General features: G+C 57.6%; 26 protein-coding genes. 6 read left to right on the top strand and 20 right to left on the bottom strand.

What is annotated here, in order from left to right; all coding sequences use genetic code 11:
* Positions 1-102: 102 nt before the first annotated feature.
* Entirely contained in the window at positions 103-594 is a 492-nt protein-coding gene (locus ACGK9W_RS08030) for a glutathione peroxidase (protein ID WP_008174750.1), read from the top strand.
* Here the strand turns inward: ACGK9W_RS08030 and ACGK9W_RS08025 are convergent.
* Positions 583-2,931, bottom strand: coding sequence for a response regulator (locus tag ACGK9W_RS08025; protein WP_405420240.1), 2,349 nt, complete (start codon positions 2,929-2,931; stop codon positions 583-585). The two genes, ACGK9W_RS08030 and ACGK9W_RS08025, sit on opposite strands and share 12 nt — an antisense overlap.
* A gap of 53 nt (positions 2,932-2,984) precedes the next feature.
* Complete coding sequence (locus tag ACGK9W_RS08020) at positions 2,985-3,752, bottom strand: hypothetical protein (RefSeq protein WP_008174752.1); 768 nt, start codon at positions 3,750-3,752, stop codon at positions 2,985-2,987.
* Positions 3,753-3,987: 235 nt separating this feature from the next.
* Here ACGK9W_RS08020 and ACGK9W_RS08015 point away from each other — a divergent pair, with 235 nt between their 5' ends.
* Complete coding sequence (locus ACGK9W_RS08015; RefSeq protein ID WP_039882066.1) at positions 3,988-4,998, top strand: LysR family transcriptional regulator; 1,011 nt, start codon at positions 3,988-3,990, stop codon at positions 4,996-4,998.
* Here the strand turns inward: ACGK9W_RS08015 and ACGK9W_RS08010 are convergent.
* The 8 genes from ACGK9W_RS08010 to ACGK9W_RS07975 all read right to left on the bottom strand — a co-directional run bounded on the left by ACGK9W_RS08010 (position 4,987) and on the right by ACGK9W_RS07975 (position 12,036).
* Positions 4,987-5,952, bottom strand: coding sequence for a GNAT family N-acetyltransferase (locus tag ACGK9W_RS08010; protein WP_008174754.1), 966 nt, complete (start codon positions 5,950-5,952; stop codon positions 4,987-4,989). The genes ACGK9W_RS08015 and ACGK9W_RS08010 overlap by 12 nt on opposite strands.
* 5 nt (positions 5,953-5,957) lie before the next feature.
* Positions 5,958-7,109 (bottom strand): cupin domain-containing protein, encoded by a 1,152-nt coding sequence (locus tag ACGK9W_RS08005; protein WP_008174755.1) that lies wholly within the window; start codon positions 7,107-7,109, stop codon positions 5,958-5,960.
* Between the two features lie 17 nt (positions 7,110-7,126).
* The gene (gene purB, locus ACGK9W_RS08000) at positions 7,127-8,494 is read right to left on the bottom strand and encodes an adenylosuccinate lyase (RefSeq protein ID WP_008174758.1); all 1,368 of its coding nucleotides are present in this window, start codon (positions 8,492-8,494) and stop codon (positions 7,127-7,129) included.
* An 87-nt stretch (positions 8,495-8,581) separates the two neighbouring features.
* The gene (hflD, locus tag ACGK9W_RS07995) at positions 8,582-9,226 is read right to left on the bottom strand and encodes a high frequency lysogenization protein HflD (protein WP_008174761.1); all 645 of its coding nucleotides are present in this window, start codon (positions 9,224-9,226) and stop codon (positions 8,582-8,584) included.
* Positions 9,223-10,410, bottom strand: coding sequence for a tRNA 2-thiouridine(34) synthase MnmA (gene mnmA / locus ACGK9W_RS07990; RefSeq protein WP_053112227.1), 1,188 nt, complete (start codon positions 10,408-10,410; stop codon positions 9,223-9,225). Before mnmA ends, hflD begins: the two co-directional genes overlap by 4 nt.
* 36 nt (positions 10,411-10,446) lie before the next feature.
* Positions 10,447-10,911 (bottom strand): NUDIX hydrolase, encoded by a 465-nt coding sequence (locus ACGK9W_RS07985; RefSeq protein WP_008169205.1) that lies wholly within the window; start codon positions 10,909-10,911, stop codon positions 10,447-10,449.
* Entirely contained in the window at positions 10,908-11,540 is a 633-nt protein-coding gene (locus ACGK9W_RS07980; RefSeq protein ID WP_008169204.1) for a pseudouridine synthase, read from the bottom strand. The genes ACGK9W_RS07985 and ACGK9W_RS07980 overlap by 4 nt, the downstream gene beginning before the upstream one ends.
* A gap of 184 nt (positions 11,541-11,724) precedes the next feature.
* Positions 11,725-12,036 (bottom strand): cold shock domain-containing protein, encoded by a 312-nt coding sequence (locus ACGK9W_RS07975; RefSeq protein WP_014577425.1) that lies wholly within the window; start codon positions 12,034-12,036, stop codon positions 11,725-11,727.
* A 306-nt stretch (positions 12,037-12,342) separates the two neighbouring features.
* On the opposite strand from ACGK9W_RS07975, the gene clpS reads away from it, so the two are divergent.
* Entirely contained in the window at positions 12,343-12,702 is a 360-nt protein-coding gene (gene clpS / locus ACGK9W_RS07970) for an ATP-dependent Clp protease adapter ClpS (protein ID WP_008169202.1), read from the top strand.
* A gap of 18 nt (positions 12,703-12,720) precedes the next feature.
* A complete protein-coding gene (gene clpA, locus ACGK9W_RS07965) occupies positions 12,721-14,991 on the top strand; it encodes an ATP-dependent Clp protease ATP-binding subunit ClpA (RefSeq protein ID WP_053112223.1) in 2,271 nt (756 codons plus the stop codon).
* Positions 14,992-15,096: 105 nt separating this feature from the next.
* On the opposite strand, the gene infA is transcribed toward clpA, so the two are convergent.
* The 9 genes from infA to ACGK9W_RS07920 form a co-directional block, all read right to left on the bottom strand.
* The gene (gene infA / locus ACGK9W_RS07960; RefSeq protein WP_008169200.1) at positions 15,097-15,315 is read right to left on the bottom strand and encodes a translation initiation factor IF-1; all 219 of its coding nucleotides are present in this window, start codon (positions 15,313-15,315) and stop codon (positions 15,097-15,099) included.
* A gap of 80 nt (positions 15,316-15,395) precedes the next feature.
* A complete protein-coding gene (locus ACGK9W_RS07955) occupies positions 15,396-16,109 on the bottom strand; it encodes an arginyltransferase (RefSeq protein WP_008169199.1) in 714 nt (237 codons plus the stop codon).
* Positions 16,110-16,823: a leucyl/phenylalanyl-tRNA--protein transferase gene (gene aat, locus ACGK9W_RS07950; protein ID WP_008169197.1), complete on the bottom strand. Its 714-nt coding sequence runs from the start codon at positions 16,821-16,823 to the stop codon at positions 16,110-16,112.
* A gap of 200 nt (positions 16,824-17,023) precedes the next feature.
* Positions 17,024-17,977, bottom strand: a complete 954-nt coding sequence (trxB, locus tag ACGK9W_RS07945; protein ID WP_008169196.1) for a thioredoxin-disulfide reductase — start codon at positions 17,975-17,977, stop codon at positions 17,024-17,026.
* 142 nt (positions 17,978-18,119) lie between these two features.
* Complete coding sequence (locus ACGK9W_RS07940; protein WP_008169195.1) at positions 18,120-19,031, bottom strand: MoxR family ATPase; 912 nt, start codon at positions 19,029-19,031, stop codon at positions 18,120-18,122.
* A gap of 7 nt (positions 19,032-19,038) precedes the next feature.
* Entirely contained in the window at positions 19,039-19,962 is a 924-nt protein-coding gene (locus ACGK9W_RS07935; RefSeq protein WP_405420229.1) for a carbon-nitrogen hydrolase, read from the bottom strand.
* Positions 19,962-20,960 (bottom strand): agmatine/peptidylarginine deiminase, encoded by a 999-nt coding sequence (locus tag ACGK9W_RS07930; protein ID WP_405420998.1) that lies wholly within the window; start codon positions 20,958-20,960, stop codon positions 19,962-19,964. Before ACGK9W_RS07930 ends, ACGK9W_RS07935 begins: the two co-directional genes overlap by 1 nt.
* Positions 20,961-21,112: 152 nt before the next feature.
* Complete coding sequence (locus ACGK9W_RS07925; protein ID WP_008169190.1) at positions 21,113-21,415, bottom strand: hypothetical protein; 303 nt, start codon at positions 21,413-21,415, stop codon at positions 21,113-21,115.
* A 95-nt stretch (positions 21,416-21,510) separates the two neighbouring features.
* Entirely contained in the window at positions 21,511-22,098 is a 588-nt protein-coding gene (locus ACGK9W_RS07920; RefSeq protein WP_405420226.1) for a PilZ domain-containing protein, read from the bottom strand.
* Between the two features lie 123 nt (positions 22,099-22,221).
* Here ACGK9W_RS07920 and ACGK9W_RS07915 point away from each other — a divergent pair, with 123 nt between their 5' ends.
* Both ACGK9W_RS07915 and ACGK9W_RS07910 read left to right on the top strand, forming a co-directional pair.
* On the top strand, positions 22,222-23,463 hold the full coding sequence (locus tag ACGK9W_RS07915; protein WP_008169188.1) for a lipoprotein-releasing ABC transporter permease subunit: 1,242 nt from the start codon (positions 22,222-22,224) through the stop codon (positions 23,461-23,463).
* Positions 23,464-23,476: 13 nt separating this feature from the next.
* Positions 23,477-24,166 (top strand): ABC transporter ATP-binding protein, encoded by a 690-nt coding sequence (locus ACGK9W_RS07910; RefSeq protein WP_008169187.1) that lies wholly within the window; start codon positions 23,477-23,479, stop codon positions 24,164-24,166.
* On the opposite strand, the gene ACGK9W_RS07905 is transcribed toward ACGK9W_RS07910, so the two are convergent.
* Entirely contained in the window at positions 24,154-24,699 is a 546-nt protein-coding gene (locus ACGK9W_RS07905; protein ID WP_008169186.1) for a DUF2062 domain-containing protein, read from the bottom strand. The two genes, ACGK9W_RS07910 and ACGK9W_RS07905, sit on opposite strands and share 13 nt — an antisense overlap.
* Between the last annotated feature and the right edge of the window lie 86 nt (positions 24,700-24,785).

Raw genomic sequence — 24,785 nt, 5'->3', positions numbered from 1 at the left:
TTTTTGAAAATGGTCCCCGTAGCGTCTGCATTGCCATGGTTTTTTGGTCTGTGTTGTGAACAATGGTTCAAGCAGAACGCAAAACATCACAGGGAGAATTTTATGGCAGGCGAAACGGTCTACGATTTCACGGTACGGGATATCAAGGGTAACGAGAAAAGCATGGCGGAGTACCAGGGCAAAGTTCTCCTGATCGTGAACACCGCCAGCAAATGCGGTTTTACGCCCCAGTTCGAGGGCTTGCAGTCCCTTCACAACGAGTTGGGTGACAAGGGCTTTGAGGTTCTGGGCTTTCCGTGCAACCAGTTCCTGAATCAGGACCCGGGTGACGAGGATGCGATCAGTCAGTTCTGCAGTCTGAACTATGGTGTCGATTTTCCCATGTTTTCCAAGATTGAAGTGAATGGCGATGGCGCCCACCCCCTGTTTCGCTTTCTCAAGCGCGAAGCCAAGGGCCTGATGGGATCTGAAAAAGTGAAGTGGAATTTTACCAAATTTCTGGTCGCGCCAGATGGCAAGGTTGTTCGTCGTTACCCGCCCACCGCAAAACCGGAAGATATCCGGGCCGATATCGAAAAACTGTTACCGGCCTGAACTCTCTGAGGATGGAGAAGGGCGCCAACGGTTGATGACCTCCCGGAGCTCGTCACGCTTGTAGGGCTTGGTAATGTAGTCGTTCATGCCTGAGGCGAGGCAGTCCTCGCGGTCTCCCTGCATGACATTGGCGGTAACGGCAATGATGGGCAGGTCTTTCCATTGCGGGTTCTGCCGAATCCTCTGTGTTGCCTCATAACCGTCCATGACCGGCATCTGGCAGTCCATCAGCACCAGGTCGTAATGGCTCTGTTCCAGCGCCTGTATGGCCTTCAGGCCGTTCTCTGCGTGGTCTGCGCGATGCCCCAGTTTTTTCAGCAGGTTGCTCGCCACCAGTTGATTCACCTGATTGTCCTCCACCAGAAGGACCGCCAGGGACTGTTCGGTGCCGGTTTGTTCTTCCGGGGCGGCGTCAGGAGTGGCGCGATCGTCACTGGCCATCACGCCCGCGGCCCGAGCAAGGCAACGGAAAAGCTCATTCCGCCGCAATGGCAGCGACAGAAGCTGGTAACGTCCCCTGGCCGGAGGCAGGGTGCCGGTAGCGTCAGCAAGGATCACGCCGGCGCCTTGCCAGTCGGCCGCGAAGGCCAGGGTTTCCTCATCGTCGGCGCTGGCCAGCGCCAGCAGAATGCCCTCCGGATGCCGGCTTGCACCCCGGACAGGAATGCCCCGCTTCCGAAGCTCAGCCTCAATGGCTGAACGGTGCGGGTTTTCCGGGGGGATGGCCATGGCAATGCCGATGTCCCTGACTCGGGCGTCCACCCGGGGAAGATCCTGGTCTTCGCCGGCCTCATGGACCGGCAGAGGCAGGGTTACGGTGAAGTGAGTGCCGTTGCCTTGCCGGGAATCCACCAGAATCTGGCCATGCATGCGTTCCACAAGCTGGCGGCAAAGTGTCAGGCCCAGACCGGTGCCACCATACAGGCGGGTAGTTTCCGCGTCAGCCTGGGAAAAGGGCGAGAAGATACGGTGCAGGCCTTCACTGGACATGCCGATCCCGGTGTCCACCAAGTCGATTCTCATGCTGCCGCCGGAATAGGCCGCCCGGATCTTTACGCCGCCTTCGTCGGTAAACTTGATGGCGTTGCTCAAAAGATTGTTGAGCACCTGGCGGACCCGTGTCGGGTCACCCAGGAAGTTCTCCGGCAGGTCAGGATCAATTTCGGTAACCAGGTAAATGTGTTTCCGGCGGGCCTGCTGGGCGTGGAGTGTGGCGCATTCCTCAATCAGGTGCCGGACGCTGAACGGGATGTTTTCCAGGCTGAGTTTACCTGCCTCTACCTTTGAAATATCCAGGATGTCATTCAGCAGCCCCAGCAGATTCTCGCCGGCGTTCAGGGCGATTTCCATCCGGTTGCGTTGTGCAGGGTCCAGTTCGCCCTCAAGCGCCAGGCCCAGCATGCCCAGAACGCCATTGAGGGGCGTGCGGATCTCGTGGCTCATGCTGGCCAGGAAATTGGCCCTTGCCCTTGCCCGGCGAACCGCATCTTCCTTGGCTTTCACCAGGGCGCGGTTACCCCGTTGCAGGGCTTCGTTCTTCTCGGAGATTTCCCGGGTACGGTCCTCCACTTCCTGCTCAAGCTGGGTGGAGTAGTTCTTCATGGCACTTTCTGCGTGCCGGAGCTGGGCAAGGCTGGAGTCGATGGTTTCGAGATGCTGGTTGATGATCCCCACCATGGTCCCGATCTCGTCTTCCCGGTGGTTTGCCGGGATCGGCAGCCTGACTTTTTCGGGAGAGCTGGCCCGCACCTGGCTCAGTGCGCTGATGACGTTGAGCATGGGGCGGGTAAGCACGAAATAGAAGATGGCCAGCAAGGCTGCGGACAGGATGAGGCTCTTGAGAAGCCCGCTGATGAGCGTGTAGCCGGCCCGCTGGAGAAACAGCGCGCCATAGTGATAAGTGTCGATGGTGACGATCAGGTGGCCGAGTGACAGATCCTCAAGTTGTGGAACCTGCAACTCCTGTCGGAATACCCGGTCAGAGCCAAATAGCAGGTCACTGACCCAGCGATAGGGCGACTCCGGGCTGCTTTTGCTCGACGCAGCCATGGTCTCGTCGTCGTTGTCTGTGATCCGTGCATCGATGGTGGCGGGATGGCGAAGCAGGCCATCGAGTAATTCCTCCGCCAGCCGCACATCAATATTGTAGGCAATCTGGGACGCGGGGCTGTTGCTGATATCGATCAGCGCGTGGATCTCATTCTCCATCGATTCCTTTGCGCTGAAGTAGTCCAGGGTAATCTGGACAACATTCAGCACCAGCCCGAGGACCATGGCAACCAGTACCGTGTCCCGGGTCAGTCGATAGGAAAGTCGTTGTTTGAAGCCCTTGCTCACGGGTTTGCACTGTCCCTGTTGGCGGGCCTGCAATGGCGACCCGTTCTGTGCCTTCAGTCGTCGTAATCGGCCTTTTTCTTCCACTCGTCATCGTGGAGGAAGGTATCCCACTCACGGTCCAGTTTGGACTCTCCCTGCGGGCTCTCCTTACCCTCTGCACTCATGGCCTCAAGTTCCTGAATGCGCGTCCGGAAGCTCTTCACTGCTTTCATGGCAAGTGGGTTGTCGCGGGATTTCCCCATTTCGGTGCTGGCCAGGTGATAGGCATGAATGGCCTTCCGGATCTCGTTCTGGCGAACATAGTCCCGGGCCTGAAACACATGCAGATCCGCGTGGGTCTTGTGGACCAGGAAGAGCACATACTTGAGGTTTTTCTTTGCGGTGGCTGAGTCAATCCGCCCGCTCTTGTGCATGCCTTCAATCATCTTGAACAGATTCTGAAGCAATTCCTTGACGTAATTCGACTTTTCCGCGGAATCAATCTTGACTGGCGTGGTGGTGTCGCGCTTTTCAACGATCTGTGTTTTCAGTTCTGCAGCGGACTTCTGCCATTCCTTGACCGGCAGGTTCGACTTCAGGCCGGCCAACTCCGTGCAAGCTTCTTCTATGCGTTTAATCAGGAGCAGTTTCAGATCGGCTGTCAGGTATTGGCCTGGAATTTCGGTCAGCAGGCGATTGGCCCTTTTATAGGCGTCTTCCTGAGCGGTAATCTTGCGCACCCGTTCAATGCGGGCGCGTTCCCGCATTTGGCTGAGAACAATAATGACAATCGAGACGGTCACGATGGCCGCCAGCAAAAGGACGATCGTAGTGGTATCCATTTTGTCAGTAACGACTCCGGCTTCAGGATCAAATGATGGCGGGTGTACAAACCGGCCTCAAAACACCGATATTATTCAGCAAGTATCCGAAAGACTAGCAGAAATACCGCTCCAGATCCGTTTTCAAATGTGAAAGATCGTGTTGCTGATTGATTACGTGAATCCTCGCTATCATGTATATTGCTCTCGTGAATCAGCCTCGCTTTTCCTGTTGTTCTGGCGTTCCGGAGTTTTTGTGGATATTTCCCGTGTTGATCTTAACTTGCTCGTGTACCTGGATGTGTTGCTGCGCGAGCGGAATGTGACCAAGGCAGCGAACCATCTGGGTATTACCCAGCCTGCCATGAGCAATGGTTTGAAGCGGTTGCGGGATCTGTTCAGTGATCCGCTCCTGGTGCGAACCAGTGAGGGTATGACGGCCACGGAGCGCGCGCGTGAACTACAACCGCTGGTGCGGGGAATCCTGTCGGATATTGAACAGGCCGTGCAAGATAAGACACCCTTTTCAGCTCTTGAAAGCCAGCGCGTGTTCCGGATCATGGCCAGTGATTATGCCGAATCCTGCCTGATGCCCCGGGTTCTGAGGCGGATCCGTCAGGAAGCGCCGCACGTCACCCTGGATGTGCTCACGCCCAGTGACGTCAGCTTTCTGGATGTCGAGCAGGGGCGGTTGGATATGGCGATCAACCGGTTCGACAAGATCCCCCAGTCTTTCCATCAGAAGACCCTCTGGACCGAGTATTTTGCCTGCCTGATGAACGCCCGTAACCCGGTATTGAAGGAGCCCTTCACCCTGGACACCTATCTGGACGCCAGCCATATCTGGGTCAGCAAGACCGGGTTTGGTGTTGGTGTTGGTGTAAACCCAAAGGATGTCCAGCGACTGGGCTGGGTTGATGAGGCGCTGTCGAGAATGGGGCGCAAGCGACAGATTTCCGTTTTCACCCGTCACTATCAGGTTGCGATGCTGCTGGCCGAGCAGCATGACCTGATTGCCACGCTGCCATCCCGGGCAGCCTGGCTGCAGAAAGACAACCCGAATCTTGTGGTCAAGGTGCCTCCGTTCGAGATTCCACCGTTCGAGCTGAAAATGGCCTGGAGCCCTCTGTTGCAGCACAACGCGGATCATCAATGGCTGCGCAAACTGATTGCTGAGGTGGCTACGGAGGTGGATACCGAGTTTGCTCCGTTCGGGGCCAGGTTCGAAGCGCCGGACGCGCCCCAGGCTCATCACTCAGAGCGGTAATTCCCGAAGCTCCAGGGAAGGCCGGGCCGCATCCCACATGCGCTGGAAGTTTTCCGACAAGAGCTTTACGCGGCCACCGTCCGAGAACTTGGCGAAACCCTCTGGCTTGTAGAAATCATGTCGGTACACCACGCCTTCACGGTCCGCAATAATGAAGGGCTGGTCCTCAACCGGGTAGTCCTCGTTGACCAGTCGAAGTTCCATGCGGCTCGGCAGCCGGCGCATCAGTTCGACCAGTGTGTGTCGACGTTTCACCAGCGGCTTGTCGTCATGGATCAGCAACCTGACTTCGCTGAGCCGGTGCCGACGGGCCAGGGCGGAGATCAGCTCCCGGAAACGATGCCGGTCATACAGATCGTGTTCGAGCAGGCGGTCATACAGCCAGATGCGCTGGCCGGCCTGGCCAACCACCGAATCCATCAGCCCCAGTAGCCTGGCCTCGGTATCAAACAGCCAGGAGTCCGTGTCGCTGCCCAGAATCATCGGCCGGTCCAGGGAGCCAAGGCCCTCGGCGGCGAGTCCCGGTGCCAGGCTACGCATGTCAAAGTGGGGAATGCCGGCGTCGTCGTAAACGCCCGAACAGACGTGGAAGCCTGACCGTTGATAAAAAGGAATGGCGTGCTCCTGGGCAGACAACCTGAGCTCGGCAAAACGGTCAGCCGATTCTGCGATCAGGTGCCGGAGCATTGCTTCCCCGATACCCTGTCCGCGGTACTGGGGCAGGATCGCCATGCGACCGATGTGGCCGGTCTCTTCAAGGGTTGAAAACAGTCGTGCCACGCCTGCCGGGGTATTGTCTGGCAGCACTGCCAGATAGTGATCGGCAATTTCGTCGGTTTCATCCCACTCCAGCTCCGGCGGAACTTTCTGTTCCTCAATAAACACCTGCTGGCGGATATCCCGGACGGATGCCGGGGCCAGTTGCCAGCTGTATTTGCGAAACCGGATGCTCATAAAGCTTATTCGAAGTAAATCGAGCCTTGATTGTAGAGGGTGGTCAGAAGCCCAAGCAATGCTTCGTCTTCGGAGAGCCGGGCGAGGGTCGGCATATCGACGCGGGCCCCCGAGCAAAGAAGCGGAGCAAACGGCTGGGCATCGCCCTTGAGCAGGAACTGCTCGCCGTCCACAAACAGGGCGGTTTCGCTGGCAAACTCGTAGTAGGCGAAACGGGAGCCTTCGTTCCACCGCAGCTGCTCGCCCGCGTGTATTGCTTCGGCGACGTCTCCGGTGGACGCTGGCTCCTCCGCGGGCACGACAATATCCATGCTCTTGGGCGCCGTTGAGAACTGGCCAAACCAGAGGGCCAGTTGCCGGCGGTCCTCAAGCTTTTCCCGGATAACGGTCTCGAGGCGGTCAACCACGTCCGGCTGAATCGTGCCCGGATTGTCCTGTATTTTCAGATCCGGATCGTTCAGGTGATCTGAGGCGTCGGACTGGCTGCAGAGGAAATCGGTAAATCCGGTCAGAATGTCATCCACGGTGGGTGCACGGAAGCCAACCGACAGCGTGATACAGTCATCCTCGGCCACTCCATGGTGGCCAATACCCGGCGGCAGATACAGCATGTCACCGGGTGCCAGGGTAACGGTTTCTTCGCCATCCCAGCTGCTCAGAATGCGCAGCGGAGTGCCCTCCACGCGGGGAGAGGTATGATCACAATGGCCTCCAAACGTCCACCGGCGGTGGCCCTGGGCCTGGAGGAGGAATACATCATACTGGTCGTAATGGGGACCAACGCTGCCGCCTTTCGGGGCAAAACTGGCCATAATGTCATCCAGGCGCCAATTGGGGATGAAGCGGAAGTGTTCCAGCAAATCTGCAATATCGGGCACCCAGTGGTCCAGCCCCTGCACCAGGAGCGTCCAGTCCTGTTCGGGCAGGCTGCTGAACCGGTCCGGCGAAAAGGGGCCGTTGTGGAGCTGCCAGGGCTTGCCATCGTCATTTTCGATCACAATCCGGGACTCCACGCCCTCCTCACAGGCCAGGCCGGCCAGTTCATCAGCGCTGACCGGGCACTGGAAATCGGGAAACGCCTGACGGATAACCAGCGGCTTTTTCTGCCAATAGTCCCGCAGAAATTCAGAGGGTGTGAGTCCGCCAAGCATGTCCATGGGTGTTACTCCCGGTTTCAGATGTTTTGTGCCTGATCGACTGCGTTACCGATGTAACGGCCCGGCGTCAAAGCCATCAGTTCGGCCTTGGCCTGCTCCGGAATGTCGAGGCTCTCAACGAAATTCTTGATCACTTCCGGCGTCATTGCCTTGCCACGGGTCAATGCCTTGAGTTTTTCATAGGGCTTTTCGATATTGTAACGGCGCATCACCGTCTGGATCGGCTCGGCAAGCACTTCCCAGGCATGGTCCAGGTCTTCATCCAGTCGGGCCGGATTGATTTCCAGTTTGCCCAGGCCTTTGAGGGTGGCTTCGTAGGCAATCAAACTGTGCGCAAAGCCAACACCCAGGTTACGCAGTACGGTGGAGTCGGTCAGATCCCGCTGCCAGCGTGATATCGGCAGTTTGGCAGAAAGGTGGCTGAACAGCGCATTGGCGATGCCAAGGTTGCCCTCGGAGTTCTCGAAATCGATGGGATTGACCTTGTGGGGCATGGTCGAGGAGCCCACTTCGCCTTCTACCGTTTTCTGCTTGAAGTAGCCGAGGGAAATATAGCCCCAGACGTCACGGTCCAGGTCGATCAGGATGGTGTTGAAGCGAGCGACGGAGTCATACAGCTCGGCAATGTAATCGTGCGGTTCGATCTGGGTGGTGTAAGGGTTCCAGTCGAGCCCGAGGCTCTCGATGAACTCCCGTGCGTTCTGGGCCCAGTCGATTTCCGGATAGGCGGAGAGATGGGCGTTGTAATTACCCACGGCACCGTTGATCTTGCCCAACAGCTCGGTTTCCCGGATCTGTTTTACCTGGCGACGCAGACGGTGAACGACGTTTGCCAGCTCTTTGCCCACGGTCGTGGGCGAGGCGGTCTGGCCGTGAGTGCGCGACAGCATCGGCTGCTCGGCGTGGTCATGAGACAGCTGCGCCAACTTGTCGACAACACGGTCCATGGCCGGTAGCAGGCCGTGGTCAAGGCCTTCCCGCAGCATCAGCGCATGGGAGAGGTTATTGATGTCTTCAGAAGTGCAGGCGAAGTGAACAAATTCCGTGACAGCGTGCAGCTCAGGAACGCTGGCGATCTTTTCCTTGATGAAGTACTCCACCGCTTTCACATCGTGATTGGTGGTGCGTTCGATGTCCTTGATACGCTCTGCGTCTTCCAGGCTGAATTCGCTCACCAGACGGTCCAGGAAGCCGTTGGCGTCGGCGGAAAACGCAGGAACCTCGGCCACGCCAGGGTGAGCGGCCAGTTTCTGTAGCCAGCGGATCTCGACGGTCACCCGGTTCCGGATCAGGCCATACTCACTGAAAATTTCACGGAAGACGCTGACCTTGTTGCCATAGCGTCCATCGACCGGGGAAATGGCGGTCAGGGCGGTGAGTTCCATCGAAAACCTCTCAAGTCATCAAAGAATCGGATCAAAAGAAGATAGGGGTGCATATCATACACCACCGCCGGCTCTGAATCAGCGCCGTCAGTGGTAGAGGGAGCGATTGGCTTCTTCGGCAAGCTCTTTGGCAAGCCCGATCACTTTCTTGCGGGCAAAGATCAGTTGCCAGCGTCGGCCGCCGGTCTGGCGCCAGAGCACGGCGGAACGGATACCCGCCAGCAGCAGTGCCCGCACTTTCGCGGCATTCTCCTCGCGTTGGAGCACAGAGGGGTTACCGCTCACCTGGATACGCTGGCGAAAGGTGCTGATGGTATCGGCGTAGACGGAAGCCAGATTGCTGATCAGGTTCGGGTGTGTGTACCCGAAGTGGCTGGCGGTGTGCCTGGCCTGATCAATGCGACTGCCAATCACGTCCAGCATGTCAGAGCGGCGATTCAGTTTGGATTCGAGCTGGATCAGGTTGAGGGCGTAGCGCAGAACTTCGATGTCCTGCTGCCGTGACTGCTGGCTGAGCACCGAGGACAGGGTGACGAGGCCTTCGCGGATATCGCGAAGCTCGCCTCCGTAGACGTCCAGTGTGTTCTCGGGGTTGGTGGCAAACAGGGAACGGATAGATGTTTCCAGGCTGGCCTCGTTGCACTGGCCATTGTGGGCAATCTGCTGGACCAGGTTGGCGGCCTGGAATACCCCGGCCAACGCCAGGGTCTGATCCTTGAGTGAGCGGCTCATGCGGTCTGTTCCTCGGAACGTGTGCCGGTCAGACGGTCTGGAAGTGGTTCGTCGTCACGCCAGGTCTGCTCAATAACGCCGCCACCAAGGCACACCTCGCCGTCGTAGAAAACCACGGACTGCCCGGGCGTGACAGCCCGCTGGGCGTCGTCAAAATCGACGCGGACACCGCCGTCGATCAACAGAACCTGGCAATCCTGATCCGGCTGGCGATAACGGGTCTTGGCCTTGCAGCGGAAACGTCCAGCTGGTGCCTCTCCGGCAACCCAGTCGATCGGGCCGGATACTAGGCCACGGGAAAAGAGCAGGGGATGGTGTTTGCCCTGAACCGCAACAAGCACATTGCGGCTGAGGTCTTTCTCCGCCACATACCAGGGCTCGTCCCCGAATTCACTGAGACCGCCAATGCCCAGGCCCTGTCTCTGGCCGATGGTGTGATACATAAGGCCCTGGTGCCGGCCAATTTTCTGGCCGTCCGGTGTTTCAATGTCGCCGGGCTGGGCCGGAAGGTATTGCTTCAGGAAGTCTTTGAACTTGCGTTCGCCGATAAAGCAGATACCGGTGGAGTCTTTTTTATCATGGGTAACGAAACCCTGTTGCTCGGCAATACGGCGGACTTCCGGTTTTTCCAGCTCGCCGACCGGGAAAAGGGTCCGCGCAATGCGGTCGCCGGAGACGGCATGCAGGAAATAGCTCTGGTCCTTGTTCGGATCCAGTCCCTTCAGGAGTTGGGCCTTGCCCGTTGAACCAGCAATCGGCCGTTGCCGGGCGTAGTGGCCCGTTGCAATATAGTCGGCACCAAGGGTGATGGCATAGTCCAGAAAAGCCCGGAATTTCACTTCTTTGTTACAAAGAATATCCGGATTGGGTGTTCGTCCGGCCTGATATTCAGAGAGGAAGTGCTCAAAAACCCGGTCCCAGTACTCGGCCGCAAAACTGGCGGTGTGCAGTTTGATGCCGATGGCATCGGCAACGGCCTGGGCGTCGGCCAGATCTGTCATGGCTGTGCAGTACTCGGTGCCGTCATCCTCGTCCCAATTTTTCATGAACAGGCCTTCAACCTGGTAGCCCTGGTCTTTCAGAAGCCAGGCGGCCACTGAAGAATCCACGCCGCCGGACATGCCGACGATCACACGCGTGTTGGCGTTACTGTTTGGAGAGGAGGCTTCGGGTGCGTTGGTCATGACAGCTTCGTTACCGGCTAAAAAACCGCGAGTTTATCATCTTTCCGAGGGTGTCGTCTGCGCGTCCACCACCACGTCCAGCGGGTATCGCCGGCCGTTTCGGTAATCTTCTATGCACTGGATGACCAGCGGACTGCGCAGTTTGTCCCCCAGCGCGCGGATTTCATCCAGGGTGAGCCAGTGGGCGGCGATGATGCCATCGTCCAGCTGTTCAGTAACCCGGTCGCCAGCACGCGCAGCGTAGCAGAAACGATAGTAGGTAACGCCGTTGGCCGGAGCCTTGTAGGTGTAAATGCCAAGGAAGTGTATGGGCTCTATGTTCCAGCCCGTCTCTTCAAGGGTTTCCCGTCGGACGGCATCCAGAATGGCTTCATCTTCTTCGATATGGCCAGCCGGCTGGTTGAAAACAACCTTGCCGCCGCTGATCTCTTCAACCATCAGGTAACGGCCGGCTTCATCCTCGACTATAACGGCCACGGTAGCATGGGGTGTCCAGGTCATGATTTCCGGTTTCTCCTGGTTCGGGCGCCAGCGGCGTTGCCGCGGCGGGTTGGTTTTGGTGAAGCGGGTAGATTGACGGTGACCGTTCGATGGGCTCCCGATTCGAGGCCGTCAAGGGTCCAGTCACCAATCCGGTACCGGATCAGGCGAAGGGTCGGAAACCCGACGGCAGCGGTCATTCGACGTACCTGCCGGTTTTTGCCCTCGGTTATCGTCAGTTCAACCCAGCTCGTCGGAATGTTATCCCGATGTCGCACCGGAGGCACTCTCGGCCAGACCGCCGGGGCAGGCATTCTGTCGGCTTTTGCCGGCCGGGTCAGACCATCCTTGAGTTGCACGCCGGTAGCCAGGTGTCTCAGTGCTTCTTCAGAAATGTTTCCTTCTACCTGCACCCAATAGGTCTTTGGCATCTTCAGTGATGGTGACGCTATGCGGTGTTGGAGGGAGCCTTCCGCGGTCAGAAGGAGCAGGCCCTCGGAATCGTAGTCCAGACGTCCCGCCGGATAAATGCCCGGGATGCGTACGTAATCTGCCAGGGTAGCGCGAGGTGGTTTACTTCCGGAAGCGCCATCGTCTGTGAATTGGCTCAGAACATGAAAGGGTTTATTGAAAAGCACGAGTTCTGCCATGCGAAGGACTTTCCCGGATATCCGCTGTCTTTGAGCAGTGCAGCGTACTGCAAACAGGAAGGCTGGCAAAGTAGGGCGGGCGCCACCGCCCAGGGGGACCTGTCACCCGACGTTTTGAAGGACAAAAAAAGAGACCCCCACCAGCAGACGACCGGTGGGTGTGATTTTGCGTTACCAGAACAGGTCAGGCGTTGACTGCACGGGGCGGATAGCCGTCCCTGCCTGATTCCTGCTGGCCGGATTGTCCGGCAGAGTCGCTGCTGGCGTCAGTTTGCGCCTTGCTGGCAGGCAGCTCGTCGGGAACGATGTTGACTGCGTGAATGCCCTTGTCGCTGGGCTTTTTGTCGAAGGTTACGGCCTGGCCGGCTTTTAAGGTCTTGTAACCGTCCATTTGCACCGAAGAGAAGTGCGCAAACAGGTCGTCACTGCAGCCATCCTCGATGATGAATCCGTACCCTTTGGCATTGTTGAACCACTTGACCTTGCCTCTTGGCATGATGAACTCCCCTGTTCTTTTGCTGTCTCTATTCTTGTTAATTCTCTGTGTGCCTATCGGCGCCGTCGCACAGTCGGTCCGAATCCTGTTACACAAACCTTGCATGGATTTACATTATTTTACATTGCAACTTAACTTTCGGCCAATCATTGCGGTGAGTCAATAGTTTCTATGCCGGGAATGTGTGGTTGAACGCAGTCTGGAAGCGGTATCATGTTCGTATTGATAAATATCTCATGCCCCGCTTGAAAACCCCGGGGCGGACATCCACATTTAACAAGGGCACCGATAAACCGGTAAGGAATGATGCGGACTATCGAAAATTCTCTACTAGTATTCAATCAGGGGGAGGACGAACAACCGGGGCGACAGGATGACCTCAGCGTTGCTCCCGAGAAGCCCGCTCTCAAGCGCCCGGCGCGATACAGGGTGGTGCTTCTGAACGATGATTACACGCCCATGGATTTTGTGGTCGATGTGTTGATGAAGTTCTTCGGAATGAATGAAGAAAAGGCGACGCAGGTGATGCTGCTCGTCCATACACAGGGAAAAGCTGTATGCGGGGTATATACCCGGGACATCGCGGAAACAAAGGCGGCACAGGTGAACCAGTATTCTTCGGAATGCGAACATCCGCTCCTTTGCGAGATTGAACGTGCGGACTGATAGACGTTGGGGTGGCCCATGCTGAGCAAAGATCTAGAAATTACGCTGAATACGGCCTTCAAGAATGCCCGGGACAAGCGTCATGAGTTCATGACTGTGGAGCATTTGTTGCTGGCCCTACTGGATAATGAATCGGCAGTGGGCGTCCTGAAAGCCTGTGGTGCAGACCTCAAGCGGCTTCAGGAAGAGCTTGTCGAATTCGTGGACTCCACCACACCTTTGATTCCGAGCAGCGACAGTGAGCGCGAGACCCAGCCAACACTGGGGTTCCAGCGAGTCCTGCAAAGGGCTGTGTTCCATGTGCAGTCCTCGGGCAAGAAAGAGGTAACCGGTGCCAATGTGCTGGTGGCCATCTTCAGTGAACAGGAAAGCCAGGCGGTGTATGTGCTCAAGAAACAGAGCATCGCCCGCATTGATGTGGTCAACTTTGTTTCCCACGGCATTTCCAGGGTTCAGGGCGCAGAAGATCAGGAAAGTCACGATCAGGCGTCCCACGAGGAGGCTGGCGAGGAAGGCGGACAATCCAAGCCGCTTGAAAGCTACGCCACCAACCTGAACGAGCAGGCCCGTCAGGGCCGCATTGATCCGCTGATCGGCCGTGAACACGAAGTCGAGCGGGTGGTGCAGATCCTTGTACGCCGCCGGAAGAACAATCCGCTGCTGGTCGGCGAGGCCGGGGTTGGCAAAACCGCCATCGCAGAGGGGCTCGCCAAGCGTATCGTCGACGGACAGGTCCCCGATATTATTTCCGATGCGGTGGTCTACTCGCTGGATCTGGGTGCCCTGTTGGCAGGAACCAAGTATCGCGGCGATTTCGAAAAGCGTCTGAAAGGTCTGCTTGCCGAACTCAAGAAAGAAAACCACGCGATCCTGTTCATCGATGAGATCCACACCATTATCGGAGCGGGCTCTGCCTCCGGCGGCGTGATGGATGCGTCGAATCTGTTGAAGCCCATGCTCAGTTCGGGTGAAATCCGGTGCATTGGCTCTACAACGTTCCAGGAGTTCCGGGGTATTTTCGAGAAAGACAGTGCCCTGGCGCGCCGTTTCCAGAAAATCGATGTGAACGAGCCCAGTGTTGAGGACACCTACCAGATCCTGAAGGGCCTCAAGCCGAATTTTGAAAAGCACCACGATCTCAAATACACCGACAAGGCGCTTCGGGTGGCTGCAGAGCTGTCCGACCGTTACATTACTGATCGTCACCTACCGGACAAGGCGATTGACGTCATTGACGAGGCGGGCGCGCGCCAGCGGCTGCAGCCGGAAGGCAAGCGTAAGAAGACCGTTGATGTCACCGAGATCGAGGATGTGGTTGCAAATATTGCCCGTATCCCACCGAAGAACGTGTCTACCAGCGACAAGGATCTGCTGCGGAATCTGGAGCGGGATCTGAAGATGACGGTCTTTGGTCAGGATCCGGCCATCGAATCGCTGTCCACTGCTATCAAGCTGGCTCGCGCCGGGCTCAAGGCCCCTGAGAAGCCAGAGGGTGCCTTCCTGTTCGCAGGGCCGACCGGTGTCGGTAAAACCGAGGTTACCAAGCAGTTGGCCAAGGTTCTGGGTATCGAACTGGTACGCTTTGACATGTCGGAGTATATGGAGCGGCACACCGTATCACGGCTGATCGGTGCGCCTCCGGGCTACGTTGGGTACGATCAGGGTGGCCTGTTGACCGAGTCGGTGAACAAGCATCCGCACTGTGTCCTGCTGCTGGACGAGATCGAGAAGGCCCATCCGGAAGTGTTCAACCTCCTGTTGCAGGTCATGGATCACGGTACGCTGACCGATAACAACGGCCGCAAGGCAGATTTCCGCCACGTGATTCTGGTAATGACCACCAACGCTGGTGCCGAGAGCATGGCTCGTCGCTCTATTGGCTTCAGCGAGCAGGATCACAGCACCGACGGCATGGAAATTATCAGCAAGACCTTCACGCCGGAATTCCGCAATCGCCTGGACGGTATCATCCAGTTCGGCGACCTGCAGATCGATACCATCACCCACGTGGTTGACAAGTTCCTCACCGAGCTGCAGGCGCAGCTGGATGAGAAGCATGTGGTTCTGCATGTGGATGACGAGGCGAAGGCCTGGCTGGCCGAGAAGGGCTATGACGTCACCATGGGCGCCCGCCCCATGTCCCGCCTGATCCAGGACAAGATCAAGCGGCCGCTGGCCGAGCAGATCCTGTTCGGGCGCCTTTCAGAGAAAGGCGGGGATGTCTTCATCCACCTGCGGGATGACGAGCTGGTATTCGAGTACGAGGACGAGCCTGCAGAGGCGGTCTGAGACAGGCTCGATTAAAGAAAAACCGCTGGCCGGGTAACCGGCAGCGGTTTTTTTGTGCCCTGACGAAAAAAGCCCCCGAAGGGGCTTTCAGATGTCATGGGAGCATCAACGGGCGCGATATACGATCCGGCCCTTGCTCAGGTCATAGGGAGTCAGCTCAACCTTGACCTTGTCACCTGTCAGGATGCGGATGTAGTTCTTGCGCATCTTTCCGGAGATATGGGCTGTCACAACATGACCGTTGCTCAGCTCAACGCGGAACATGGTGTTTGGAAGGGTATCGATAATAACGCCTTCCATTTCAATGGCATCTGATTTCGGCATTCAGTAGAAACCTCGTTTGAATATGCTTCTGGTGATTCTAAATTGCGCAATTCTGCCTGATTTATCGGCGTTTGGCAAAGTTAGCCTGCGTCCAGTTCACGCCAGTGCCCGTCTCTCAGTGCTTCGATGGGTCGGAAGCGTGTTTTGTAATTCATTTTTCGGCACTGCTTGATCCAGTAACCAAGGTACAGGTGGGGAAGCCCCCTGCGGCGGGCTTCCTCAATTTGCCAGAGGATTGCGAAGGTGCCCAGGCTGCGGTCCTCCAGATCAGGATCGAAAACTGTATAGATGGCCGAAAGGCCATCGTCCAGAAGATCGACGGCTGCCAGTCCTACCAGCCGTTCGCCCTGGTGGATTTCCAGAAACCAGGAATCGGTTGCGCCTTCTACCAGAAACGAGGTGAACTGTTCCCTGGTCGGCGGGTACATGTCTCCGTCCTTGTGCCTTTGTTCGATGTAATTGGCGTAGAGCTGGTAATACCTCTCCGCAAAGGTGGCGGGCACCATGGTGCACTGCAAATCCTTGTTTTTGCGGAGAACCCGCCGCTGGCTTCTGTCCGGCTTGAAATCATCAACTTTCAACCGAACTGGTATGCAGGCATTGCACTGCTCACAGTGAGGGCGGTAGTAGTGGGATCCGCTGCGGCGAAAGCCGAGAGCCGTGAGTTGGCTGTAAAGCTTTTTGTCGATATGAGCCCGCGGATCCACAAACATGGTGGTGGCCTCGCGGTCTGGCAGGTAGCTGCAATCGTGCGGTGGTGTCGCGAAGAACACCAGGGTTCTGAGATTGCTCATTCACTCCTCCGGCCCGGGCCAACGCCATAGGAAGGTCCAGTCGGTCTGATCCGGTTTCTGATCGATGGTCATCCTGAGTATAGATAAAAACTCTTCCCGTGGAATAGTCCGTGCGCCCATGGTAAGCAGGTGCCGGCTCTCTACCTGGCAATCCATGATCCGGTAGCCCCAGAGCTGTAACTGGTGCGCCAGGTGAACCATGAGAACTTTGGACGCGTTGGTTTCCAGAGAAAACATGGATTCACCGAAGAAACACCTGCCAATGGCCAGTCCGTACATGCCACCGGCCAATTCACCACGCTGGTTCCAGATTTCGATGGAGTGGGCGACGCCCATGCGATGCAGCTCTGAGTAGCTGGCAATCATTTCCTCGGTAATCCAGGTACCTTCGGCACGGGTTGAGGCGCAAAGGCGGATGATTCGTCCGAAGTGTCTGTCTGCGGTTACCTGGAAGCGTTGTTGGTTCAGGGTCCGGCGCAGGCTCCGTGAAACGTGGATTTCGTTCGGAAAAAGGACACACCGCGGATTCGGTGACCACCACAAAATGGGCTGGTCGTCGCTGTACCAGGGGAAGATGCCGTTCCGGTAGGCCAGTATGAGTCGCTCGGTGGAAAGGTCGCCGCCGAGGGCAAGAAGGCCGTCCGGGTCGTCCAGGGCTTCGTTGGCGGGGGGGAACCAGAGTTGGTCCGGGTCTAGCCAGGGTAGTGAGGTCATCCTTCTCCGGCAATTACTGCAATGTTTCGGTTCTATTTTACAGAGTACCGGCCGGTGGGAGCCGCCTTCTGAAACACGCTGTGAATACGTCCTTGTACGCTTGGCTCCGCCATCCATGGCTCCGCACAGTTTCAGAAGGCGGCTCCCACCGACCTTCGCAAACTTTTGAGTTCGCGTTCCTTTTCTTTACTCAAGCACAATCAGTCTTGCTGATCCAGAAACTTTTCCGCATCCAGGGCGGCCATGCAGCCGAAGCCGGCGGAGGTGACGGCCTGGCGGTAGACGTGGTCGGCTACGTCGCCGGCGGCGAATACGCCGGGAATGCTGCTCTGGGTGGCCATGCCTTCGAGGCCGGAGCGGATGCGGATATAGCCGTTCTCCATGTCCAACTGGCCCTGGAACAGGTCGGTGTTGGGTTTGTGGCCGATGGCGATGAATACGCCGGCCAGGTCCATTTCCTGGGTGGAGTCGTCTTTGGTGCTTTTGATGCGCATACCGGTGACGCCGGTGCCGTCGCCCAGGACTTCGTCGAGGGTGTGGTCCCAGACGATCTTGACGTTGCCGTTTTCGGCTTTTTCAAACAGTTTGTCCTGGAGGATCTTCTCGGCACGGAGGCTGTCGCGGCGGTGCACCAGGGTCACTTCGTCGGCAATGTTGGAGAGGTACAGAGCCTCTTCGACCGCGGTGTTACCGCCGCCAATAACGGCAACTTTTTGCTTCTTGTAGAAGAAACCGTCGCAGGTGGCGCAGGCGGAGACGCCCTGGCCTTTGAATTTCTCTTCAGACTCGAGTCCGAGATACATGGCGGAGGCGCCGGTAGCAATGATCAGGGCGTCGCAGGTGTACTCGCCGCCATCGCCCTTGAGGCGGAATGGGCGGTTACGGAGGTCGGCTTCGTTGATGGTGTCGTAGACGATGCTGGTTTCGAAGCGTTCGGCGTGCTTGAGCATGCGCTGCATGAGCTCCGGGCCCTGAACGCCGTCGTTGTCGCCGGGCCAGTTGTCGACGTCGGTGGTGGTGGTGAGCTGGCCGCCGACTTCAATACCGGTAATCAGGGTCGGGTTCAGGTTGGCGCGCGCTGCGTAAACGGCAGCGGTGTAACCTGCGGGGCCGGAACCGAGGATGATCAGTCGGGAATGTTTGGTGTCGCTCATTGGGAATTCTCTCACTGAAAAAGCCGTACGTTGCCGGGCCCCGGTTTCAGGGCCAGACGCTTCGGGGAAAGGGGCAAAGGCTAACATGAAAGGCGCGGTCTGCCATTCGTTTTGGCCAATTCCGCTTATAAAACCTTGCTATTTACTCAAGCACAGAGACAGTTGCCAACAGCTGACGAACCCTTTCCGCACTTTTTCCGGACTCGCCCTGTTCGAGACGGTGGGCCGCCACTGCAGGGAACACGGCCTGGATGTCGTCAGGCAGCACGTGATTACGCCCCTCCATCAGGGCCCAGGCTTTGGCGGCCCGCACCAGTCCCAATCCCGCCCGGGGCGAAAGCCCGTACAGAAGGCCGGGCATTCTCCGGCTCTGTTCCAGCAACCGCTGCACGTAATCCAGAAGAGCCGGGCTGGCGGTTATCCGGGTAACGCCTTCCTGCAGGGTTTTCAGGTCGGCCTGGGAGAGCAGGGTCGGCAGCTTTTCAGTCATGGCACGACGGTCTTCGCCCTCCAGCAGCTCCCGCTCGGCCCGCGGGTCCGGATAGCCGAGGCGAAGACGCATAAGGAACCGGTCCAGTTGGGACTCGGGCAGGGGATAGGTGCCGCCCTGCTCGATGGGATTCTGGGTGGCAATCACGAAGAACGGATGGGGCAGTGGCCGGGTCTCGCCCTCGATGGACACTTGCCGTTCTTCCATGGCTTCGAGCAGAGCGCTCTGCGTTCGCGGTGATGCCCGGTTGATTTCATCAGCCAACACCACCTGGGCAAAGATCGGGCCGGGGTGGAATACGAGGCTGCCGGCCTGTTTGTCGTACATGGAGTAACCCAGCACATCCGCCGGAAGCAGGTCGTTGGTGAACTGGATGCGCTGGTACGTCAGCCCCATCACCTTGGCCAGGGCATGAGAAAGAGTGGTTTTGCCCATGCCGGGGATATCTTCGATCAGCAGGTGCCCCCGGGCCAGAAGCCCGCAGAGGGCAAGGCGTACCTGTTGGTCTTTGCCCAGGAGTATCTGGTTCAGTTCGCTGACTACGGTATCGACCAGTTTTTTCATTCGGGGCTCAGTCCCTTACGCGTTTGAGGATGTCGCCGTAGGCGTCTATTCGGCGATCTCTCAAATACGGCCAGATACGGCGAACCGATTCACTGCGGTTGCGATCCAGGGTGACGGCAAGGATACATTCGGAGCTGTCATCGCCCCGGGCTAGCAACTCACCCTGCGGGCCACAGATAAAACTGTTGCCCCAGAAACGGATGCCGTCGCTGTGCCCGGAGGGGTCGGGTTCGGTGCCTACCCGGTTCGGAGCCACGACTGGCAGGTTGTTGGCAACGGCATGGCCCCTTTGCACGGTGACCCAGGCGTCCAGTTGACGCGCCTGTTCATCGGGGTCATCCGTTACATCCCAGCCGATCGCAGTTGGGTAGATCAGGATCTCGGCGCCAGCCAGGGCCATCAGCCTTGCGGCCTCGGGGTACCACTGGTCCCAGCACACCAGCACGCCGAGCCTGCCGACAGACGTATCGATAGGCGTGAAACCGCTGCGGCCATCGTTGAACTGGGCGTCACCGGGCGTGAAGTAGAATTTTTCATAGAACCCCGGGTCGTCCGGAATGTGCATTTTCCGGTACAGCCCTGCCAGGGAGCCGTCTTTCTCAAATACGACCGCCGTGTTGTGGTACACGCCGTTCATACGACGTTCGAAAATGGATCCAACCAGCACAATACCCAGTTCCCGGGCCAGGTCAGACAGGCGCTTGCTGGTAGGACCGGGAATCGGCTCTGCCAGCTCGAAAACAGACGTTTCCTCGGTCTGGCAGAAATATAAGGTGGCGTGAAGTTCCTGGAGGATCACCAGGTTGGCGCCACTGGCTACGGCCTCACGAACCAGTTTTTCGGTAGTGGCGAGGCTGGCGGCCTTGTCGCTGCTACAGGCCTGCTGGATGGCGGCAACATTGATTTGGCTTTTGCGCAAGTCACTGCTCATCAACTGACTACTCCGGCCGGAATTTGCATGGTTACACAGTGAAGGCTGCCATGCTGACGAATCAAGGGCCGGCAATTGATCAGCACTATTGCTCTTGTCGGAAAGATCTCTTTCATGACAGCAATGGCGTCCTGATCCTGATCAACGCCGTAAACGGGAAGCAAAACCGCTTCGTTGATGATCAGGAAGTTGGCATAGGTGGCCGGAAGACGCTCACCGTCCTCATCATGAATGGCATCAGGCCAGGGCAGAGGCGTCAGCTTGTAGGGGGCGCCGTCGGCCTGGCGGAACTCCTGAAGTTCCTCCTCCATGGCCGCCAACGCGCTGTAGTGTTCATCCGCCACATCTGGGCAACTCACGTAGCAGATGTGATCCGGGGCGCAAAATCGGGCGAGGGTATCGATGTGGCTGTCGGTGTCATCCCCGGCAAGATAGCCGTGGTTGAGCCAGAGAATCCGCCGGATTCCCAGCACCTCGGAAAGCAGCTGTTCAATCGCCGTGCGATCCATGGCCGGATTTCGGGTGGGCGTCAGCAGGCACTCGGATGTGGTCAGCAGGGTGCCTTCACCATCCGATTCAAATGAACCCCCTTCCAGCACAAAACCGACCTGCTGCATCCCGGTTGTGCCGAAGACGCCAGCATTGAAAAGGTGATTATTTAACGCATCGTCCTTTTCCCAGGGGAACTTTCCGCCCCAGGCGTTGAACCTGAAATCCAGCAGTGTCGGCCCTTCGTCGGTGAGAATGGTGATGGGGCCATGGTCGCGGGTCCAGGTGTCATTCGCCGGTGCCGGAACCGATCTCACGCGTCCCGGAAAGCCATTGTCCTCGGCGTACCGATTGAGGTCCCGTTCTAGCTCCTGAAGGCGGACAACGTGTTCGCAACTGATGACAAGGTGTTCGTGTGGGAGTACGGCTTTCGCGATGTCGAGGAACACCGGTTCAACTTCGTCGATCAGGCCTGCCCAGTCGGTTCCCGGGTGGGGCCAGGTCAGCATGACGGCACTCTGGGGCGCCCACTCTGCGGGCAACACTCGTTTGGTTGTCACTACGTCACCTTGAATCATAAAAGACGCCATTCTAACCAACGATTGGTTGAACGTCAGGACATGGGAAGGGAATTTCCAGCCTGGAAAGGCCCCTCGGGCCTTCAGCGATTCGGCTTGAGAACGGTATGGATAACCCGGTCGCCTTCGAAATACACGATAAAGCCCTGATAGTGCCACTGGGTAATCGGTGGCTGGCCCACGGGACCTTCAATTTCCACGGGTGCACCCCAGGAAGCGCGCACTGATGACTGGCTCATGCCAGAGCCGGGGAAGCTGGCCTGGTCGCGATCGGCCTGGGTGCCAACTGGCACGCGGACTTCTTCAGCTACCGCGGACATCATCGGGAAAAGGGCCAGTGTGGCAGTCACTGCCAGTGCGCCGAACAGGGTAGTTTGCTTTCTCATTGATGGGTCTCCATGAAAACTGATGTCCTCGGGAGGACATGGATAAAGCGTAATATCCGAAAAAGATTAGCAAAAGTCACTCGTTTTTCCCCAGTCTACTCCTTTTGACGCTGTCGAATCTGCCACCGCATCACATGTCGTGCGATTTGCTGGCGATCGCTGTCCTCAATCCGGGCGAATTCGGTGTGGACCCTTGCTCCGCCTGACGAATCGGGGTGTACCTCAATAACTCGGGCAACTGCGCGGGGCTGGAAAAGTTCGGGTGGGAGGGTCATTCGAACAGCGAGCCGGTCTCCCGGCTGCCAGGCAGGGGTGCTGCTAAAGAACGACAGCCCACCCTCGCTCAGGGTTACTTCCTGCCAGTCCTCAGGTTGCAACGGATTTTGCTCAAAGGCCATAATGCGCGCAAGCGTGTCCAGCTTGCCGTTCAGGGATTTGATCAGTCCGGTAAGCAGCCGGTCTTTGTCGGCAAGGCTGGCAAGCTGGGATTTAACGTCCTGATCCAGCCGCCTGAATTCAGCTTTCAGGCTCTCAAGATGGTCGCCGTCGAAGGCATCTTCTTCCATTGCGGTGCCAGGCGCCAGCTTGCGGATCTCCAGGCCGATCCGGTCTTCAATGCGGAAAAAGTCCCGCCGTTCGGGTGAATAGTCCACCGGTTGGTTGGGGATGTCGGACGACTGCATCGCGGCTCCGGAAGGCTGATTTTTTATTTGGTACAGAACAGTTTAGCAGTTTCCCGTCGTGCTGGAAGGTACCCGGGAAAACCAGACCACGACAGACCGGAAGGTAGCAATAGGCACCTCTCAATGTTCAGACCCTTATCATTCTATATTGGCTTGCGTTACACGGCCGCCAAACGCCGCAATCACTTCATTTCCTTTATTTCCCTGACCTCCATAATCGGGCTGATGCTGGGAGTTGCGGTTCTGATCATCGTGCTCTCGGTCATGAACGGTTTCGATCGGGAGCTTAAGCAGAGAATTCTCGGGATGGTGCCCCACGCTACCATTCAGGGCGCCGGGCCGCTCGACGACTGGCAATCAATCGACGCGAAGATGCAGCAGCACCCCCGCGTGCTGGCTGCTGCGCCTTTCATACAGGGGCAGGGTATGGTTACCGGCGGTGGAAATGTTCGCGGGGTCGTGCTTAACGGCATTCTCCCGGAGGAGGAACGAACGGTCTCCATCATTGAAAACCACATGGTCGAAGGCAGTCTCAACGATCTGGTTTCTGGTGAATTCGGCATCATCATCGGTCGGTTGATGGCGGCCAGCCTGCGTCTTCAGATCGGTGACAAGGTAACCGTGGTCCTGCCGGAAGCCTCGGTTACGCCGGCCGGGGTCCTGCCCAGGCTCAAAAGGTTCACGGTCAAAGGCATCTTCAGTGTCGGGGCAGAACTGGATGGCAATTACACCCTGATTCACATGGATGATGCCGCCAAGCTCATGCGGACCGGGGGCAAAGCCGAGGGTATTCGCCTGCTGGTGGATGACCTTTTTGCCGCTCCCAGGGTGTCGCAGCAGGCTGCTGAGTCGCTGGGCGGCCGGTATTACGTATCCGACTGGACCCGAACCCACGGCAACCTGTTCCAGGCCATCCGCATGGAGAAAACCATGATCGGCCTTCTGCTGATGTTTATCGTGGCTGTCGCTGCATTCAATATCGTGTCCACGTTGGTGATGGTGGTTACCGATAAAACCGGTGACATCGCCATCCTCAGGACCATGGGGGCAACACCGGGACGCATCATGCGGATCTTCATTGTTCAGGGGGCGGTCATCGGTATCTTCGGAACCATTGTTGGCACGGCGCTGGGCGTTTTCGGAGCGCTCAACATCAGTGCCTTTATTTCCTGGCTGGAGGGAGCGCTCGGCCACCAGTTCCTGAGCGCGGACGTTTACTTCATCAGCTATCTGCCTTCCCAGCTGCAATGGCAGGACGTGTTTATCATCAGTGGCGCCGGCCTCGCCATGAGTCTGTTGGCAACGATTTATCCGGCCTGGCGGGCCTCCAGGGTGGATCCGGCGGAGGCGCTTCGTTATGAGTAAGGAACAATCCGCAATGGCACACTCTGCACTGGTAATAGACTGCCGTCAGGTGACCCGGACCTATAACGAGGGTCTCGGCAAGCTCACCATTTTTTCGGATATCTCGCTCGAAGTCGCACAGGGGGAGACGGTTGCCATAGTGGGCAGCAGTGGTGCCGGAAAAACCACGTTGCTCAACTTATTGGGGGGGCTCGACAAGCCATCTTCCGGCCAGATTTCCATTTGTGGCGAAGACATTCACCGGCTTTCCGAGGGACGGCGCGCCCGGTTCCGGAATGCCCATCTCGGGTTTGTCTATCAGTTCCATCACCTGTTGCCGGAGTTCACCGCTCTGGAAAACGTGATGATGCCGTGTGCGTTGGGCGGTATGGCGGTATCAAGGTCGAGGGAAAAGGCAGCCAGCCTGCTGCAGCGGGTTGGGCTTGCCGAGCGGCTGGATCACAAACCCGGTGAGCTGTCCGGTGGCGAACGCCAGAGGGTGGCCATTGCCCGGGCACTGGTCAACGAACCGGACTGTGTTCTGATGGACGAACCGACGGGCAACCTGGATGAACATACTGGAGAAGGGGTGCAGGCGCTGATCGAGTCATTGAGGGATCAGCTGGGTATTGCCTTTGTCATGGTCACCCATGACATGAAAATGGCCAGAAGCCTGGGGCGTGTTATGCGGCTTGAGCAGGGTCGCCTGATTCAGGAAGCCTGATCAGCCTCACGACGGCGTCTGAGTCGTGCGGTGCGTCGCACCTGCCAGTCAGAGCGAATTTTCCGGCGCCACAGATACTGGATAATCAGGTAGGCCACGCAAGCGGAGACCGTTGCGACCACCAGGGACCCGAGATAGAGGGGAATGCCGATATCCAGCAGCCGCTCGCTGATCCAGGACCACGAGAGCTCAAAATCAAAACTGAGTACAGGCCGATCCAGAGCCCAGGCGCCAATCTTGTAGTTGAAATAGAACATCGGCGGCATGGTTACAGGGTTGCTGATCCATACCAGGACTACTGAAAGCGGCAGGTTGGCATTGAACCAGATGGCAAAAAAGGCCGCCGCGAGCATCTGGAAGGGCATGGGAATAAAGCAGAACCAGATGCCGACGAGAAAGGCCCGCGCAACACTATGACGGTTGATGTGCCACAGGTTCGGTTCATGAAGGATATCGCCCAGAAAGCTCAGCGACTGCATCGCTTGCACCTTCTCTGGTGAGGGCAGATAGCGTTTCATGAACTTCTTTGGCATTGGAAGTTCTGCCTTTAGACGGAGTTAGTAGACCGGCTCATCGGATGTTGCCGGTGTTTGTGACATACAGGAGGACAAGGATTGTC

Origin of the sequence: Marinobacter flavimaris (assembly GCF_045057155.1) — a bacterium.
GTDB classification, from domain to species: Bacteria; Pseudomonadota; Gammaproteobacteria; order Pseudomonadales; family Oleiphilaceae; genus Marinobacter; species Marinobacter manganoxydans.
The sequence above is the reverse complement of the archived record's forward strand: the minus strand, read 5'-3'. Positions and strand labels throughout refer to the sequence as shown.

Bases quoted from the DNA above. Each gene is read 5' to 3' on its own strand.
- ACGK9W_RS08010 (WP_008174754.1), bottom strand. From the start codon at position 5,952: ATGAGCATCCGGTTTCGCAAATACAGCTGGCAACTGGCCCCGGCATCC.
- ACGK9W_RS07915 (WP_008169188.1), top strand. From the start codon at position 22,222: ATGTTCAGACCCTTATCATTCTATATTGGCTTGCGTTACACGGCCGCC.
- ACGK9W_RS08020 (WP_008174752.1), bottom strand. From the start codon at position 3,752: ATGGATACCACTACGATCGTCCTTTTGCTGGCGGCCATCGTGACCGTC.
- purB (WP_008174758.1), bottom strand. From the start codon at position 8,494: ATGGAACTCACCGCCCTGACCGCCATTTCCCCGGTCGATGGACGCTAT.
- ACGK9W_RS07925 (WP_008169190.1), bottom strand. From the start codon at position 21,415: ATGAGAAAGCAAACTACCCTGTTCGGCGCACTGGCAGTGACTGCCACA.
- ACGK9W_RS07935 (WP_405420229.1), bottom strand. From the start codon at position 19,962: ATGAGCAGTGACTTGCGCAAAAGCCAAATCAATGTTGCCGCCATCCAG.
- trxB (WP_008169196.1), bottom strand. From the start codon at position 17,977: ATGAGCGACACCAAACATTCCCGACTGATCATCCTCGGTTCCGGCCCC.
- ACGK9W_RS07975 (WP_014577425.1), bottom strand. From the start codon at position 12,036: ATGCCAAGAGGCAAGGTCAAGTGGTTCAACAATGCCAAAGGGTACGGA.
- ACGK9W_RS07940 (WP_008169195.1), bottom strand. From the start codon at position 19,031: ATGAAAAAACTGGTCGATACCGTAGTCAGCGAACTGAACCAGATACTC.
- ACGK9W_RS08030 (WP_008174750.1), top strand. From the start codon at position 103: ATGGCAGGCGAAACGGTCTACGATTTCACGGTACGGGATATCAAGGGT.
- infA (WP_008169200.1), bottom strand. From the start codon at position 15,315: ATGCCGAAATCAGATGCCATTGAAATGGAAGGCGTTATTATCGATACC.
- mnmA (WP_053112227.1), bottom strand. From the start codon at position 10,410: ATGACCAACGCACCCGAAGCCTCCTCTCCAAACAGTAACGCCAACACG.
- clpA (WP_053112223.1), top strand. From the start codon at position 12,721: ATGCTGAGCAAAGATCTAGAAATTACGCTGAATACGGCCTTCAAGAAT.
- ACGK9W_RS07955 (WP_008169199.1), bottom strand. From the start codon at position 16,109: ATGAGCAATCTCAGAACCCTGGTGTTCTTCGCGACACCACCGCACGAT.
- ACGK9W_RS07985 (WP_008169205.1), bottom strand. From the start codon at position 10,911: ATGACCTGGACACCCCATGCTACCGTGGCCGTTATAGTCGAGGATGAA.
- clpS (WP_008169202.1), top strand. From the start codon at position 12,343: ATGCGGACTATCGAAAATTCTCTACTAGTATTCAATCAGGGGGAGGAC.
- ACGK9W_RS07980 (WP_008169204.1), bottom strand. From the start codon at position 11,540: ATGGCAGAACTCGTGCTTTTCAATAAACCCTTTCATGTTCTGAGCCAA.
- hflD (WP_008174761.1), bottom strand. From the start codon at position 9,226: ATGAGCCGCTCACTCAAGGATCAGACCCTGGCGTTGGCCGGGGTATTC.
- ACGK9W_RS07910 (WP_008169187.1), top strand. From the start codon at position 23,477: ATGGCACACTCTGCACTGGTAATAGACTGCCGTCAGGTGACCCGGACC.
- ACGK9W_RS07930 (WP_405420998.1), bottom strand. From the start codon at position 20,960: ATGCTGACCTGGCCCCACCCGGGAACCGACTGGGCAGGCCTGATCGAC.
- ACGK9W_RS07920 (WP_405420226.1), bottom strand. From the start codon at position 22,098: ATGCAGTCGTCCGACATCCCCAACCAACCGGTGGACTATTCACCCGAA.
- aat (WP_008169197.1), bottom strand. From the start codon at position 16,823: ATGACCTCACTACCCTGGCTAGACCCGGACCAACTCTGGTTCCCCCCC.
- ACGK9W_RS07905 (WP_008169186.1), bottom strand. From the start codon at position 24,699: ATGCCAAAGAAGTTCATGAAACGCTATCTGCCCTCACCAGAGAAGGTG.
- ACGK9W_RS08005 (WP_008174755.1), bottom strand. From the start codon at position 7,109: ATGGACATGCTTGGCGGACTCACACCCTCTGAATTTCTGCGGGACTAT.